The organism is Mycolicibacterium tusciae (genome assembly GCF_002086795.1).
In the GTDB taxonomy this organism is placed as follows: Bacteria; Actinomycetota; Actinomycetes; order Mycobacteriales; family Mycobacteriaceae; genus Mycobacterium; species Mycobacterium tusciae.
Window position 1 is genome coordinate 311142 of the sequence record NZ_MVIM01000003.1, and the last position, 14502, is coordinate 325643.

General features: G+C 66.0%; 17 protein-coding genes. 16 read left to right on the plus strand and 1 reads right to left on the minus strand.

The genetic code is table 11. The features are described from left to right. The first annotated feature begins 5 nt into the window (after positions 1-5). From gad to BST47_RS07485, 13 genes are all read left to right on the plus strand, one after another. Complete coding sequence (gad, locus tag BST47_RS07425; protein WP_083124809.1) at positions 6-1400, plus strand: glutamate decarboxylase; 1395 nt, start codon at positions 6-8, stop codon at positions 1398-1400. A 135-nt stretch (positions 1401-1535) separates the two neighbouring features. After that, positions 1536-2687: an alanine racemase gene (gene alr / locus BST47_RS07430; protein ID WP_083124811.1), complete on the plus strand. Its 1152-nt coding sequence runs from the start codon at positions 1536-1538 to the stop codon at positions 2685-2687. Continuing rightward, the gene (locus tag BST47_RS07435; protein ID WP_083124813.1) at positions 2684-3775 is read left to right on the plus strand and encodes an alpha/beta fold hydrolase; all 1092 of its coding nucleotides are present in this window, start codon (positions 2684-2686) and stop codon (positions 3773-3775) included. Before alr ends, BST47_RS07435 begins: the two co-directional genes overlap by 4 nt. Continuing rightward, a complete protein-coding gene (gene tsaE, locus BST47_RS07440) occupies positions 3768-4235 on the plus strand; it encodes a tRNA (adenosine(37)-N6)-threonylcarbamoyltransferase complex ATPase subunit type 1 TsaE (RefSeq protein WP_083124815.1) in 468 nt (155 codons plus the stop codon). Before BST47_RS07435 ends, tsaE begins: the two co-directional genes overlap by 8 nt. Beyond that, entirely contained in the window at positions 4232-4828 is a 597-nt protein-coding gene (gene tsaB / locus BST47_RS07445) for a tRNA (adenosine(37)-N6)-threonylcarbamoyltransferase complex dimerization subunit type 1 TsaB (RefSeq protein WP_083125118.1), read from the plus strand. Before tsaE ends, tsaB begins: the two co-directional genes overlap by 4 nt. Further along, entirely contained in the window at positions 4825-5289 is a 465-nt protein-coding gene (gene rimI / locus BST47_RS07450) for a ribosomal protein S18-alanine N-acetyltransferase (RefSeq protein ID WP_083124817.1), read from the plus strand. Before tsaB ends, rimI begins: the two co-directional genes overlap by 4 nt. Then, complete coding sequence (gene tsaD, locus BST47_RS07455) at positions 5286-6311, plus strand: tRNA (adenosine(37)-N6)-threonylcarbamoyltransferase complex transferase subunit TsaD (protein WP_083124819.1); 1026 nt, start codon at positions 5286-5288, stop codon at positions 6309-6311. The genes rimI and tsaD overlap by 4 nt, the downstream gene beginning before the upstream one ends. Continuing rightward, a complete protein-coding gene (locus BST47_RS07460) occupies positions 6308-6751 on the plus strand; it encodes a nuclear transport factor 2 family protein (RefSeq protein WP_083124821.1) in 444 nt (147 codons plus the stop codon). The genes tsaD and BST47_RS07460 overlap by 4 nt, the downstream gene beginning before the upstream one ends. Before the next feature lie 99 nt (positions 6752-6850). Beyond that, positions 6851-7768 carry an alpha/beta fold hydrolase gene (locus BST47_RS07465; RefSeq protein ID WP_234809607.1) on the plus strand — a complete coding sequence of 306 codons (918 nt, stop codon included), beginning with the start codon at positions 6851-6853 and terminating at the stop codon, positions 7766-7768. Between the two features lie 182 nt (positions 7769-7950). Next, positions 7951-8253: a co-chaperone GroES gene (gene groES, locus BST47_RS07470; protein WP_046754122.1), complete on the plus strand. Its 303-nt coding sequence runs from the start codon at positions 7951-7953 to the stop codon at positions 8251-8253. A gap of 81 nt (positions 8254-8334) precedes the next feature. Further along, a complete protein-coding gene (groL, locus tag BST47_RS07475) occupies positions 8335-9966 on the plus strand; it encodes a chaperonin GroEL (RefSeq protein ID WP_083124823.1) in 1632 nt (543 codons plus the stop codon). A gap of 127 nt (positions 9967-10093) precedes the next feature. Continuing rightward, positions 10094-11611 (plus strand): adenylate/guanylate cyclase domain-containing protein, encoded by a 1518-nt coding sequence (locus BST47_RS07480; protein ID WP_083124825.1) that lies wholly within the window; start codon positions 10094-10096, stop codon positions 11609-11611. A gap of 236 nt (positions 11612-11847) precedes the next feature. Beyond that, complete coding sequence (locus tag BST47_RS07485; RefSeq protein ID WP_234809608.1) at positions 11848-12186, plus strand: hypothetical protein; 339 nt, start codon at positions 11848-11850, stop codon at positions 12184-12186. Positions 12187-12233: 47 nt separating this feature from the next. On the opposite strand, the gene BST47_RS07490 is transcribed toward BST47_RS07485, so the two are convergent. Then, positions 12234-12701, minus strand: a complete 468-nt coding sequence (locus BST47_RS07490; RefSeq protein WP_083124829.1) for a hypothetical protein — start codon at positions 12699-12701, stop codon at positions 12234-12236. A 71-nt stretch (positions 12702-12772) separates the two neighbouring features. Between BST47_RS07490 and BST47_RS07495 the strand changes: the two genes are divergently transcribed. The 3 genes from BST47_RS07495 to BST47_RS07505 are packed head-to-tail and all read left to right on the plus strand — an operon-like array spanning position 12773 to position 14451. Continuing rightward, positions 12773-13132, plus strand: coding sequence for an Rv1352/Rv1906c domain-containing protein (locus BST47_RS07495; protein ID WP_083124831.1), 360 nt, complete (start codon positions 12773-12775; stop codon positions 13130-13132). Positions 13133-13171: 39 nt separating this feature from the next. After that, on the plus strand, positions 13172-13501 hold the full coding sequence (locus tag BST47_RS30640; protein WP_165799757.1) for a hypothetical protein: 330 nt from the start codon (positions 13172-13174) through the stop codon (positions 13499-13501). A gap of 29 nt (positions 13502-13530) precedes the next feature. After that, positions 13531-14451 (plus strand): NADP-dependent oxidoreductase, encoded by a 921-nt coding sequence (locus BST47_RS07505; protein WP_083124833.1) that lies wholly within the window; start codon positions 13531-13533, stop codon positions 14449-14451. The last annotated feature ends 51 nt before the right edge of the window (positions 14452-14502 follow it).

Genomic DNA, 14502 nt, shown 5'->3' on the forward strand with positions numbered 1-14502 from the left:
TTGCCATGAAGCGCAAGGGCACTCACTCGCAACAGATCACCCCGGCCTACACCTGCCGGATGGAGATGGCGCCCATCCCGTCGTTGCGCTTACCGGACGAAGCGATGGAGCCTGACGCCGCATACAGATTCATTCACGACGAGCTCATGCTCGACGGCAGCTCGCGGCTGAACCTCGCGACGTTCGTCACGACCTGGATGGACCCGCAGGCCGAACGGCTGATGGCGGAGACGTTCGACAAGAACATGATCGACAAGGACGAGTACCCCGCGACGGCCGCTATCGAGCAGCGGTGCGTGTGCATGGTGGCCGACCTTTTCCATGCCGAGAACCTGCGCGACGACGACCCGAACAGTGCCGTCGGTGTTTCCACGATCGGCTCCAGCGAGGCCGTGATGCTCGCAGGGCTGGCGATGAAGTGGCGGTGGCGTGCGCGGGTTGCGTCCCGCAAGAACGGAGACTGGAAGGGCCGGACCCCGAATCTGGTGATGGGCGCCAACGTTCAGGTGGTGTGGGAGAAGTTCTGCCGCTACTTCGACGTCGAACCGCGGTATCTCCCGATGTCCGAGGACCGCTACATCATCACCCCCGAGCAGGTGTTGGAGAACATCGACGAGGACACCATCGGCGTGGTCGCCATTCTCGGCACCACATACACCGGAGAACTCGAGCCGATCGGCGAGATCTGCGCCGCGCTGGACAAGGTGGCCGCCGACGGGGGAGTCGACGTTCCCGTGCATGTCGATGCGGCCAGCGGCGGCTTCGTCGTGCCGTTCCTGCACCCTCACCTGGAGTGGGACTTCCGGCTCCCTCGAGTCGTTTCCATCAACGTCAGCGGCCACAAGTACGGGTTGACCTACCCCGGCATCGGATTCGTGGTCTGGCGCAGCGCGGAGTACCTGCCCGAGGACCTCGTGTTCCGGGTCAACTACCTCGGCGGCGACATGCCGACGTTCACGCTCAACTTCTCCCGGCCGGGCAATCAGGTCGTCGGCCAGTACTACAACTTCCTACGGCTAGGCCGCGGCGGCTACGCCAAAGTGATGCAGTGCCTGTCGACGACCGCCCGTTGGCTCGGCGACGAGCTCCAGGAGAGCGAGCATTTCGACGTCGTCGCCGACGGCTCGGCGATCCCGGTGGTCAGCTTCCGGCTGAAGGGCGATTTCGGCTACACCGAGTTCGACGTGTCGCATGCCCTGCGCTCCTACGGCTGGCAGGTGCCGGCGTACACCATGCCGGAGGGCGCCGAGGACATCACCATGTTGCGGATCGTGGTCCGCGAGGGATTCTCCGCCGATCTGGCCAGGGCGCTGTACGACGACATGAAGACGGTGTTGTCGCACCTCGATGCATTGAAGCCGCAAGGCCACTTCGACAGTCTGGAACCGTTCGCCCACTAGTGTGTGCCAAAACACCCGGGTCGGGGTCGCGGACGAAACCCTAGGTCAGCCCGCCTCGCCTGGCGGCCGAACGGTTGAGACCCGGCCGCGTCCGGCAATCGGCGTTCGCCGTCTGGGAGAATCGGCCAGGGTGACATGACCATGCAAACGACCAGAACGACGCACGTGGCTCCCGAGGCGGTCATCGACCTCGACGCCGTGGCACACAACGTGGGTGTGCTGCGCGACCGTGCCGGTGCGGCGCAGGTGATGGCCGTCGTCAAGGCCGACGGGTACGGCCACGGCGCGACGCAGACCGGCCGCGCGGCCCTGGCCGCGGGCGCGTCGGAACTGGGTGTCGCCACCGTCGAGGAGGCGATCAGACTCCGCCGCGACGGCATCACCGCTCCGGTGCTGGCTTGGCTGCACCCGCCGGGAACCGACTTCGGTCCCGCGCTCGAAGCCGACGTGCAGATCGCCGTGTCGTCGCTGCGCCAGCTCGGCGAGCTGCGTGATGCAGCCCAGCGGACGGGCCGTAGCGCGACCGTCACCGTCAAGGTGGACACCGGACTGAACCGCAACGGTGCCGGCCCCGATGAGTACTCGGCGATGCTTCCGGCATTGAAGCGCGCGCTCGCCGAAGACGCGTTCACGTTGCGCGGCCTGATGTCGCATCTGGTGCACGGTGACGTTCCCGACCACCCGCTTAACGACATCCAGGCGGGCCGGCTGAATGACATGGTCGATCAAGCCCGCAGCGCAGGTTTGCGGTACGAGGTTGTGCACGTGAGCAATTCGCCTTCGACGCTGACGCGGCCGGATCTCGGATTCGACATGGTGCGGCCCGGTATCGCGGTATACGGTCAGACGCCGATTCCCGAGCGTGGCGACATGGGGCTGATCCCCGTGATGACGCTGAAATGCCCTGTGGCGCTGCTGCGCAAGGTACAGGCCGGCGAGGGAGTTTCTTACGGGCACACGTGGATCGCCGAACGTGACACGACGCTGGCGTTGCTTCCCATCGGCTACGCCGACGGCGTCTTCCGCAACCTCAGCGGCCGCATCGACGTATTGATCAACGGCAGGCGTCGCCGCAGCGTCGGGCGCGTCTGCATGGACCAACTCGTGGTCGACGTGGGTGTCGACGGCGACGTGTCCGAGGGCGACGACGCGATTCTGTTCGGGCCCGGCACCGACGGTGAGCCCACCGCGCAGGATTGGGCCGAACTGCTCGGCACCATCAACTATGAGGTCGTCACGAGCCCGCGCGGCCGAGTGGTGCGCTCCTACCGTGGAATTCGACGTTGAGCGATCAGGGAGCGCGGTGGCTGGCGGGTGCCGCGGGCGTGACCGCGGTCGGCACCGCCACCGCAGTGTCGGTCGCGAGGTCCTTACGCCGACGCGTCAGCAGCGACGATCCCTACGAATTCGAGGATTTCGGCCTCCTCGACGCTGACCGCAGCGTAGTCGTCACGACGCCGGACGGTGTCGACCTGGCTGTCCGCGAGGTGGGGGACCCCGACGCTCCGCTGACGGTTGTCTTCGCGCACGGCTTTTGTCTGCGCATGGGCGCCTTTCACTTTCAGCGTGCCCGCTTGACCGATGAGTGGGGCTCGCAAGTCCGGATGGTGTTCTACGACCAGCGTGGCCACGGCCAATCCGGGCAGGCGCCACCGGAGACCTACAACGTCGCGCAATTGGGCAGGGACCTGGAGACGGTGCTGGCCGTGATGGCGCCGCGCGGACCCGTTGTGCTCGTCGGCCATTCGATGGGAGGTATGACGGTCCTGTCGCACGCCCGGCAGTTCCCGCAGCGGTACCCCACCCGCGTGGTCGGCGCAGCGCTCATCGCATCGGCGGCCGAAGGGGTTTCACGCTCGCCGTTGGGCGAGATCCTGAAGAATCCCGCCCTGGAGGCGGTGCGCTTCGCGGTTCGGTATGCGCCCAGAACGGTGCACCGCACCCGCGGCGCCGCCAAGTCGGTGATCGCTCCCATCCTGCGCGCGGCCTCGTACGGCGATGTGAAGGTCAGCCGCAGCGTCGTCGAATTCTCCGAGAAGATGATGCACGACACCCCGATCGAGACGCTGGTCGAATTCCTGCACGCGCTCGAAGTGCACGACGAAACCGAAGGGCTGGGCACCCTCGCGAAGGTGCCCACACTGATCGCGTGCGGTGACGAGGACCTGCTCACCCCGATGAACTACTCACAGGACATGGCTGACGCCCTGCCCAAATCCGAACTCGTGATCGTCGAGGGCGCAGGCCATCTCGTCGAACTCGAGCAGCCAGAGATCATCGACGACGCGCTCGTCCGGCTGGTGGAACGCGCCACCCCCTCCAAGCTCGTCGCCCTGACGCGCCGCGTCCGGGACCGAGTTCGCCACCATGGCTGACCGCGCAGCGGGGACAGCGGAGCTGCCGACCGCCGACGACACCATCGCCCTCGGTGCGCGGCTGGGAAGTGAACTGCGCGCCGGTGACGTCGTGGTGCTGTCCGGTCCGTTGGGTGCGGGAAAGACCGTGTTGGCCAAGGGTATTGCGCAGGCGATGGATGTCGACGGTCCGGTCGTGTCGCCGACGTTCGTGTTGGCCCGTGTGCACCGGGCGCGTCGCGCCGACGCCCCGGCGATGATTCACGTCGACCTGTACCGGCTGCTCGACGACAACTCGGTCGACCTGCTCGCCGAACTCGACTCGCTGGACCTCGACACCGATCTCGAGGATGCGGTCGTCGTGGTGGAGTGGGGTGAAGGACTGGCCGAACGGTTGTCCGACAGCCATCTCGACATTCGCCTCGAACGCGGCACCGACACCGAAGTGCGCACAGCGATGTGGCAGTGGAGCGCTCCGTGAGCAGCCTGATCCTGGCGATCGACACTGCGACGCCCGCGGTGACAGCCGGGGTGGTACGCCGGGACGGCGACACGATCGAGGTGCTGGCGCAGCGGGTCACTGTCGACGCCCGCGCGCACGCCGAGCAACTGACCCCCAACGCGGTCGGCGCACTCGCCGACGCCGGGGTCGGCGTCGAGGATCTCGCGGCGGTCGTCGTCGGCTGCGGCCCCGGACCGTTCACCGGCCTGCGAGTCGGCATGGCCACCGCCGCGGCGTTTGGGCACGCGCTGGGTGTCCCGGTACACGGCGTGTGCAGCCTGGACGCGATCGCCATCGTGGCGGGCGGCAATCTGCTGGTCGTCACCGATGCGCGCCGGCGTGAGGTGTACTGGGCGCGCTACCGCGATGGGGTGCGCTTGGAGGGTCCTGCCGTCGCCGCGCCGGCCGACGTGCCGGGGGCGGATGAGGCGCTGACGCAGCCGCCCCGGTATCCCACCGCCGAGGGCCTGGTGCGCGCGGTCGCCGACTGGGCGTCGCCGCCCGCGCCCCTGGTGCCGATGTATCTGCGTCGCCCCGACGCGAAGACACTGGCCGAGCGGGCGGCCCGATGACGGTCGTCTACGGAAAGCTGAAGCCGTCGGACGCCGCACGGTGCGCCGAGCTGGAGTCCCTGCTGTTCGAGGGGGACGACCCGTGGCCGGAGCGGGCGTTTCTCGCCGAGTTGAAGGCCAAACACATTTACTATGTCGCCGCACGCAGTGACGACAAGCTCGTCGGTTACGCGGGGATCGCGCGGTTGGGCCGAGTACGCCCCTTCGAGTACGAGATTCACACGATCGGTGTCGATCCCGTGTACCAGGGTCAGGGTATCGGCCGGCGGCTGGTGACCGAAATCCTCGAATTAGCCTCCGGCAGCGTCGTTTTCCTTGAGGTACGCACCGATAATGTGCCCGCGATCAGCCTTTACGAGAGCTTCGGTTTCGTCAACGTCGGCCTGCGTCGGCGCTATTACCGCGCCAGCGGTGCGGACGCCTATACGATGAAGCGCCTTCCTCAAGAGAGCCCATCATGACGATCATCCTGGCCATCGAGAGCTCCTGCGACGAAACCGGCGTCGGCATCGCCGAACTCGGTGCGGATGGCGCCGTGACGCTGCTGGCCGACGAGGTAGCCTCCAGCGTCGATGAGCACGCCCGCTTCGGCGGCGTGGTTCCCGAGATCGCGTCGCGGGCGCACCTGGAGGCGCTGGGACCGACGATGCGCCGCGCATTGGAAACCGCAGGCGTGACCAAGCCGGACATCGTTGCGGCGACCATCGGTCCAGGGCTCGCCGGTGCTCTGTTGGTGGGAGTGGCTGCGGCCAAGGCGTATTCGGCCGCGTGGCAGGTGCCGTTTTACGCCGTCAATCACCTCGGGGGCCATCTGGCCGCCGACGTCTTCGACCACGGCCCGTTACCCGAGAGCGTGGGCCTGCTGGTGTCCGGCGGACACACCAACCTGTTGCACGTGCGGTCGCTGGGCGAACCGATCGTCGAACTCGGCAGCACCGTCGACGACGCCGCGGGCGAGGCCTACGACAAGGTGGCGCGTCTGCTCGGGCTCGGGTACCCCGGCGGCAAGGTGCTCGACGATCTCGCCAGGACCGGGGACCGCGACGCGATCGTCTTTCCCCGTGGCATGACTGGACCGCGCGACGATCGGTTCGCGTTCAGCTTCTCCGGGCTGAAGACGGCCGTCGCCCGGTACGTCGAGAGCCACCCAGACGCTTTGCAGGCCGACGTTGCGGCCGGTTTCCAAGAAGCCGTTGCCGACGTGCTGACGTTGAAAGCGGTGCGGGCGGCGAAAGAGCTGAACGTGTCGACACTGCTGATTGCCGGTGGGGTGGCGGCCAATTCGCGGCTGCGTGAACTCGCCGAACAACGCTGCGCTGAGAGCGGACTGACACTGCGGATCCCGCGGCCACGGCTCTGCACCGACAACGGTGCGATGATCGCGTCGTTCGCGGCCCATCTGATCGCCGCGGGTGCGGCGCCGTCGCCGCTGGATGCGGCAAGCGATCCCGGTCTTCCGGTGGTGAAGGGACAGGTGGCGTGAGCGACAAGCTGGACATCACTGAACTGCTCTACCGCTATGCCGAGTTGATCGACGCGGGCGACTTCGACGGCGTCGGCACGTTGCTGTCGAAGGCGTCGTTCGGCGGCACCGGTCCCCAGGGTGTCTCCGGTGCGGACAACATCGCCAAGCTGTTCGCCGCCACCACCCGGCGTTATCCCGACCATGGCAACACGCCACGGACACGTCACCTCGTGCTGAATCCGATCATCGACCTCGCCGACAGCACGGCGACCGCGCGCTCCACGTTCTGCGTCGTGCAAGACACCGAGTCCGTGCCGATCCAGCCGATCGTCGTCGGGCGGTACTTCGACACGTTCGGCCGCGACGCCGACGGCTGGCATTTCACCGAGCGCAAGGTGGAGATCCAGATGCTCGGCGACGTGTCTGATCACTTGATGGTCGATCCGACCAACTTCTGAGCGCCGCTGCGGCAGACTGCGTGGGCGTGCACTACGACTTGCGCCTGCGACCCGAACAGCCGCCGACTCCCGCGCCGGATGCGTTCACCATCCACCGCCGTGGTCGCGCCGAGCGAGGGCCGCGACGGGTTGTCCCTTGCCTTCGTCCACGAGGGGATCGGCGGCTATCCGCTGCTCCTCCTGCACGGCTACCCCGAGACGAAGCGCATCTGGTGGCGCAATATCGGTCCGCTTGCCGAGGCCGGCTACGAGGTGATCGTCCCCGACCTGCGTGGCTTCGGCGATTCAGACCTGTCGACGGAGGATGTGTACGACCTGGCGGCGTGGAGCCGGGACCTATACCTGCTGGTGCACGATGTGCTGGGCCATGAACGATGTGGCGTGGTCGGCGGTGACCTCGGCGGCGCCATCGCCTGCGATCTTCTCCACCGCTTTGCGGGGTTCGTGGAGAAGTTCGTGTTCTTCGACTCCGTGCCGCCGTTCCTGTTCCAAGAGTTCAAGGCGGCCGGAATCGACGTGGCGTCCATCCGCGGCATAGGCGACGGGCCGACGGCCGACTACCGCTACCGGCAGGGCGTGACACCCGATGATCTGGCGGCAGATCTTGATACCCCGGCTAAGCGCCGCCGCTACATCTCCGAGTTCTACGGACATCGGTTGTGGGCCTCACCAGGAACATTCACCGCGGCCGATGCGGATTTCATGGCCGAACCGTTCTCGACCGAAGAGCGGCTCCGCGCAGGCTGGGCGTGCTATCAGCTCATGCACGGACGCAAGATGAGCGAGCCGCCGATCCTCGATCGCAAGGTCGACGTGCCAACCCTGATTCTCTACGGCATGGACGACCAGGTGATCGGGCCCGATTTCCTGCACACCTGCGAGGTGGCCTTCACCAACCGGGCAGGTCCGGTCGTGGTCCCGGGGGCAGGCCACTTCCTCCAGTGGGAGCGGGCAGACCTTTTCAATCCTCTGGTGAGCGCCTATTTCGGCGACCTGCGTGTTCGCTTTACGAGATAGGCATAGGCCGATCTTGAGTGCTAGCACTCTCATGTATAGAGTGCTAGGTGGCAGACGCGCCCAAACCCTGCGCCGGCACCCGCGACGACGGAGCGAGGCACGGACGCTATGCCGAACACCTGGTAATTGAGACCCCGGGATCCCCCGGGGTCGACAACCCGAAATTAGTGGAGGGCTCCATCGTGGCGAGCGTGAACATCAAGCCACTCGAGGACAAGATCCTCGTACAGGCCAACGAGGCCGAGACCACGACCGCTTCCGGTCTGGTCATCCCCGACACCGCCAAGGAGAAGCCCCAGGAGGGCACCGTCGTCGCAGTTGGCCCCGGCCGCTGGGACGAGGACGGCGAGAAGCGCATCCCCCTGGACGTTTCCGAAGGCGACACCGTGATCTACAGCAAGTACGGCGGCACCGAGATCAAGTACAACGGCGAGGAGTACCTGATTCTCTCCGCGCGCGACGTGCTGGCTGTCGTCAACAAGTAAGCACCCGTGTCCCGCCCCGGAGCTTCCCGTATCGACGGGTGAGTTCCGGGGCGGCACTCGTTTCGAGTCAAAAGGACTTTTATGAGCAAGCAGATTGAGTTCAACGAGACTGCGCGCCGGGCAATGGAAGCCGGGGTCGACAAGCTCGCCGACGCCGTGCGAATCACGCTGGGGCCGCGCGGTCGCCACGTGGTGCTGGCCAAGGCGTACGGCGGTCCGGTGGTGACCAACGACGGTGTCACCATCGCCCGCGAGATCGAGCTGGAAGACCCGTTCGAGAACCTCGGCGCCCAGCTGGTCAAGTCGGTCGCCACCAAGACCAACGACGTGGCAGGTGACGGCACGACCACGGCGACGGTGCTCGCACAGGCGATCATCAAGGCCGGCCTGCGCAACGTGGCCGCGGGTGCCAACCCGATCGCACTCGGCCTCGGCATCAGCAAGGCCGCCGACGCGGTCTCCGAGGCGCTGCTCGCGGCGGCGACGCCGGTCAGCGACAAGACGGCCATCGCCCAGGTCGCCACGGTGTCCTCACGCGATGAGCAGGTCGGCGAGCTGGTCGGCGAGGCCATGACGACGGTCGGCGTCGACGGTGTGGTGACGGTCGAGGAGTCCTCGACGCTGAACACCGAGCTCGAGGTCACCGAGGGTGTCGGCTTCGACAAGGGTTACATTTCCGCGTACTTCATCACCGACTTCGATGCACAGGAAGCCGTGCTCGAGGACGCGTTGGTGCTGCTGCACCGCGAGAAGATCAGCTCGCTGCCTGATCTGCTTCCGCTGCTGGAGAAGGTCGCCGAGTCCGGCAAGCCGCTGCTGATCGTGGCCGAGGACGTCGAGGGTGAACCCCTTTCGACGTTGGTGGTCAACGCGATTCGCAAGACGCTGAAGGCCGTTGCCGTCAAGGCGCCGTTCTTCGGGGACCGGCGCAAGGCGTTCCTCGACGATCTGGCGGTCGTCACGGGCGGCCAGGTCGTCAACCCCGATGTCGGTCTCGTGCTGCGCGAGGTCGGCCTCGAGGTGCTCGGTACCGCACGCCGGGTCGTCGTCGACAAGGACAGCACCGTCATCGTCGACGGTGGTGGCACGCAGGACGCCATCGACGGCCGCAAGGCGCAACTGCGCTCCGAGATCGAGGCGTCCGATTCCGACTGGGATCGCGAGAAGCTCGAGGAGCGGCTGGCCAAGCTGTCCGGTGGCGTCGCCGTCATCCGGGTCGGCGCGGCAACCGAGACCGACCTCAAGAAGCGCAAGGAAGCGGTCGAGGACGCGGTGTCGGCAGCCAAGGCGGCCGTCGAGGAGGGCATCGTCGCCGGTGGTGGCGCGGCGCTCGTGCAGGCCGGTTCGGTGCTCGGCCCGCTGCGCGAGTCGCTCTCCGGTGACGAGGCGCTGGGCGTCGGCGTATTCGCCTCCGCGTTGACGGCGCCGCTGTACTGGATCGCCACCAACGCCGGGCTCGACGGCTCGGTCGTGGTCAACAAGGTGTCCGAACTGCCCGCCGGTCAGGGCTTCAACGCGGCCACGCTCGCCTACGGTGATCTGGCTGCCGATGGCGTTGTGGACCCGGTCAAGGTGACCCGGTCAGCCGTGCAGAACGCGGCGTCCGTCGCGCGGATGGTGCTGACCACCGAGACCGCGATTGTCGAGAAGCCGGCCGAGGCCGAAGACGACGGTCATGGCCACGGCCATGGCCACGGTCATCACCACCACTGAGCAGTAGCTTCACAGAACACCCCGGTCACCAGGCCGGGGTGTTCTGGTAAGCACACTCGCGCACCGATGTTCGGCCTTCGGAGCGCAATCCGTAAAAGGGTGAGCGCTCGGCCTCTAGTCTCCGGACATGGACCGCATCTGGCAGTGGGCGTGGGACCGGTTTGGAGCGGAACACCGGTGGGCGGGTCTGGCCGTCATATTGCCAGCAGGATTGCCGATCTTCCTGTTGTGGTCGTTCCTCATCGTCGCTGTTGAAGGCTCCCGCCACTACGTCGAGGCAGCCGTCGTCACCCTCGTCGCCCTGCTGGCGCTGAATCTGTACGCGGCTTTCGCCGACCGCAAGCGCTACCGCCCGGTCGAGCAATGGGCGGCCGGCCGCGACGTCGATCGGGCAATAGCGCTGGAGGCCACATATAGCTTCGCCCGGAGCGCGGTTTACCGGGCGCTTTGGTTAGCCGCGGTGTGCTTCGCCGTGATGTCGGTGATCGTCGGTGCAATTGTTGGAGCGGACGGACCGCGACTTGCGCAGTACGGGGTGCTGGGCGCCGCGGTCGGAACCGTGACGTATCTCATCAGTGTGCACAGCATGTTGGAGGCGACCGCTCGGCCTGCACGGGTCGCGATCGCCGGCGACACGAGCATTGGGGACTCCTTACCCCGCGCTCGCCCGACGATCGCCGCGTGGTCAAACATGACGGTCCTGGGGACTGCGTTCGTTTTCTCCGTCGACAGCGCGATGTTGGTTGCCGCGATCGTCGGGGCCAGCCCGCAGCCATTTCTGTTCCTTGGGATCGGCAGTGCGTTGACACTCGGATTCGGAATTCCGCTAGTCGTCGGCGTCGGTTTCTCACCGTCGATGCGGCCGATTCGGGATCTCGCGGAGGGAACCGAACGTGTCGCAGCCGGTGACTACGGCAGGCGGGTGCCGGTGGTACAGGACGACGATCTGGGAGTGCTGGCGGCGTCGTTCAATCGCATGCAGGCGGGATTGGCTGAGCGGCAACGACTTCAGGCGGCATTCGGTACCTACGTCGACCCCGCTCTCGCCGCGCGGCTGCTCGAGCAGGGCGACGACGTTTTTACCGGCGAGCGCCGCGAGGTGACGGTGATGTTCGTCGACATCCGCGACTTCACCCCGTTCGCCGAGGCGAACACCGCGGAGGACACCGTGGCCCGGCTCAACGCCCTGTTCGAGATCGTGGTGCCGGCCGTCACCGACGCCGGAGGGCACGTCAACAAGTTCCTCGGCGACGGCGCGATGGCCGTCTTCGGCGCTCCAAACGATCTCGCGGACCATGCCGACGCCGCAGTGGGCGCCGCGGTGCTGATTCACCGTCTCGTTGTCGAGCGATTCGGCGGTGAGCTTCGGATCGGCATCGGGATCAACACCGGTACGGTGATCGCCGGCACCATTGGCGGAGGGGCTCATCTTGAGTTCAGCCTGATCGGCGACACGACGAACGTGGCTGCCCGCGTCGAGCAACTCACCAAGACCACCGGCGACGCCATCCTTCTCACTGGCCAAACCGTTGACGCCCTGGTTTCTCCACCACCCGGACTCGCTGACCGGGGTGCCCACGCGCTGAAGGGCAAGTCAGCCCAAACCGCGGTCTTCGGTCTTGACCCGGTCGCGACGCCTTTGTAGTGCCTGACCAGTCGGCGGCTGTTGTACGTGTTTGCTGTTACGGGCCAGATTGTCTTTGGGTCGAGATTCGGGCCCGACGGATTACGTCACCCCGATAGGCCTTGACACTGGACTAACAACGCCTGCTTCGCAAAATGGCCATATCGACTCCTCAGTCGAAGGAAACGAGATAAGTTTGCCGCTCGGGGGAACAGAGCAACAGTTCACTTCGAGAAGAGGGGCAACGGATGAACAGGATGTTGAGGAAACTCACGATCGGCATCGTCGCGGCGGTGGTCGCTTTACTCGGACTGGCCGCCCCGGCAAACGCACAAGATCGCAACGTAGAAGTCATCAACCAAACGCAGCACGCAATCGTGCAGTTCTACGCATCGAACGTCGACCGCGGCACCTGGGAGGAAGACATTCTGGGCGAGGACGTGCTGCCGGTCGGCCAGTCGGTGAACATCAATATCGATGACGGCAGCGGGGCGTGCTTGTACGACTTCAAGGCCGTGTTCGACGACGGCGAGGAGCTGGTGCGCACCGGCATCGACGTGTGCACCACGACCGCATATACCTACACCGAAGGCTGAGACGACAAGTCATCCCCGATCCCGTTGGGCCGGGGTGTTTTTCGTTGTCAGGCCGTGGGCTGGATGGAAACGATGCGGAAGACTCCCGGCTGGGCGTTGTCAGGGGCGAACCGCACCTCCAGGACGTCTGGTGGGAACTGGCCGGCCAGGTCATTCAGTGTCCTGGGCAGGAACGCCTGGGCCTTGGCATTGCCGTACCAGTTCGGGTTGGACGGATCGACGCTGAGGGCGTTCACGCTGTCGATCGTCTCGTCCCAGCGTTGTATCGGGTCCGGCCGCGCGTCGCCGAAGCCCGCCGACTTGAGGTAGGCATCCCCTTGTCCGGCAACGGTAATCGCGGTTCCGCCCCCGACGGGTGTTCCGGTGATCGTCCCATTGACGGCGTCGGCCGTCACCGATGTCAGCCGCACGGTGCACACGTTGTCGACGACGCTCGGCGGCACACAGAATCCGGGCAGCGGGTCAGCGTGGGCCGGGGCGATGGTCAGGGCGGCAGACAATGCCAAGACGGACATTGCCGCGCCGATCCTTTCAGGCGTCACAAGAATGTATTCGGTGCGCTGACCTGAAGAGTTACGCTGCCGAGGTGATCAGGCGGTACGCAGTGGCCGGACTTGTCGCCACATTGGCTGCGGTCACGTTCGTGGCCCGGGCGAGTTCCGCCCCGCTGGACCCGATCCCGGGTAATGGCTTCTTCCTCGTTGGGCCCGACATCGCGCCGGGTCTTTACCAAACGGCCGGGTCAGCCTCGACGTTCGGCGTATGGATCAACGACGTGCCGACCGTCGACTCGATGTGCGCGTGGTTCGCGTACAGCACGCCCGACACCAACAAAGACCACGTGGTCGCCACGAATATGTCGATCGGTCCGATGTTCGCGAATATCAACGCGGAAGTGAAGGCCTTCGAATCGCGAAACTGCCAACCCTGGACCCGGGTGCCCTGAAAGTGAATGACAATCCGGTCGCCGGGGTATCCCGGCCCAATGGCGGAGCATGAAGGCGGCCAGTGGAACGTCGCCACGAAAAAGAACACGGTCTATCTCGAGCGGGTATCCGAGGATGGCGAGCGGCTCATCGACGACTCGTTGGCGCCGGAGGAGGCCCGTCAATTGGCCCGGCTGCTTACGAAGCATGCCGATGGCATCAGCGAATCGGGTGCGGACACCGTGGACGACGAAGACACCACGGACGAAGACTCGGAGGATGACGACTCTGACGAGGATGACGACTCTGACGAGGATGACGACTCTGACGAGGATGACGACTCGGACGATGACGACAAGTCCGAGGACTCTGACGAGACGAAAGACTAGTCCCGGCTTCATATCTCGACCCTGAACTGATGCGAGCGATCATCGCGCGCGACCGCGCTGCCGGAGTGCACGGCCTAGCACTGGGGGAGATGCCGTACCCGCACGCCGCCGAGAACGATGTCGTCGTCCGAGTGCACGCGGCGGGATTCACGCCGGGTGAGCTCGACTGGCCGGGCACCTGGACCGACCGGGCCGGACATGACAGGACACCGACCATCCCCGGGCACGAGGTCTCCGGGGTCGTCGCCGAACTCGGCTACGGGACGACAGGTTTGACTGTCGGCCAACGAGTCTTCGGGATCACCGACTGGTGCCGCAATGGCACGCTGGCCGAATTCGTGGCAGTCGAGGCTCGCAATCTTGCGCCGCTATCGACGGGAGTCGATCACATCGTGGCTGCGGCACTGCCGATTTCGGGCCTCACCGCGTGGCAGGGACTGTTCATTCACGGGCGGCTCTCCGCCGGGCAGACGGTGCTGATTCACGGCGCTGCCGGCGGTGTCGGTTCGATGGCGGTACAACTGGCGCTCGACGCGGGGGCACGGGTGATCGGTACGGGACGCGCGGCCGATCGTGAAGTGGCCCTGGGGCTAGGCGCAGAAGTTTTCGCCGACCTGGAAGAAGATCGGCTTGAAGACGTCGGCGAAGTGGACATGGTCTTCGACGTGATCGGCGGTGAGATCCTCCGCCGCTCGGCCGCGTTGGTCCGACCTGACGGTGCACTGGTCAGCATCGCCGAACCGCCGCCCAGCCCGCCCGACAACATCCGGGCCATCTTCTTCGTCGTGGAGCCCGACCGTGCGGGACTCGCCGAATTGGAGCTCAGGGTGCGGGACGGGCGCATCGAGCCACGTGTCGCAAAGATTCGATCCCTCGACGACGCCGCTGCCGCGTTTGACCCGACCCACCGTGGCCGGGGTAAGACCGTCATCCGCGTGATCGACGTTTGACCTCGTCGACCGCCTATCCAACCAGCGAAAATGGTCGAACTTCACAGCTAA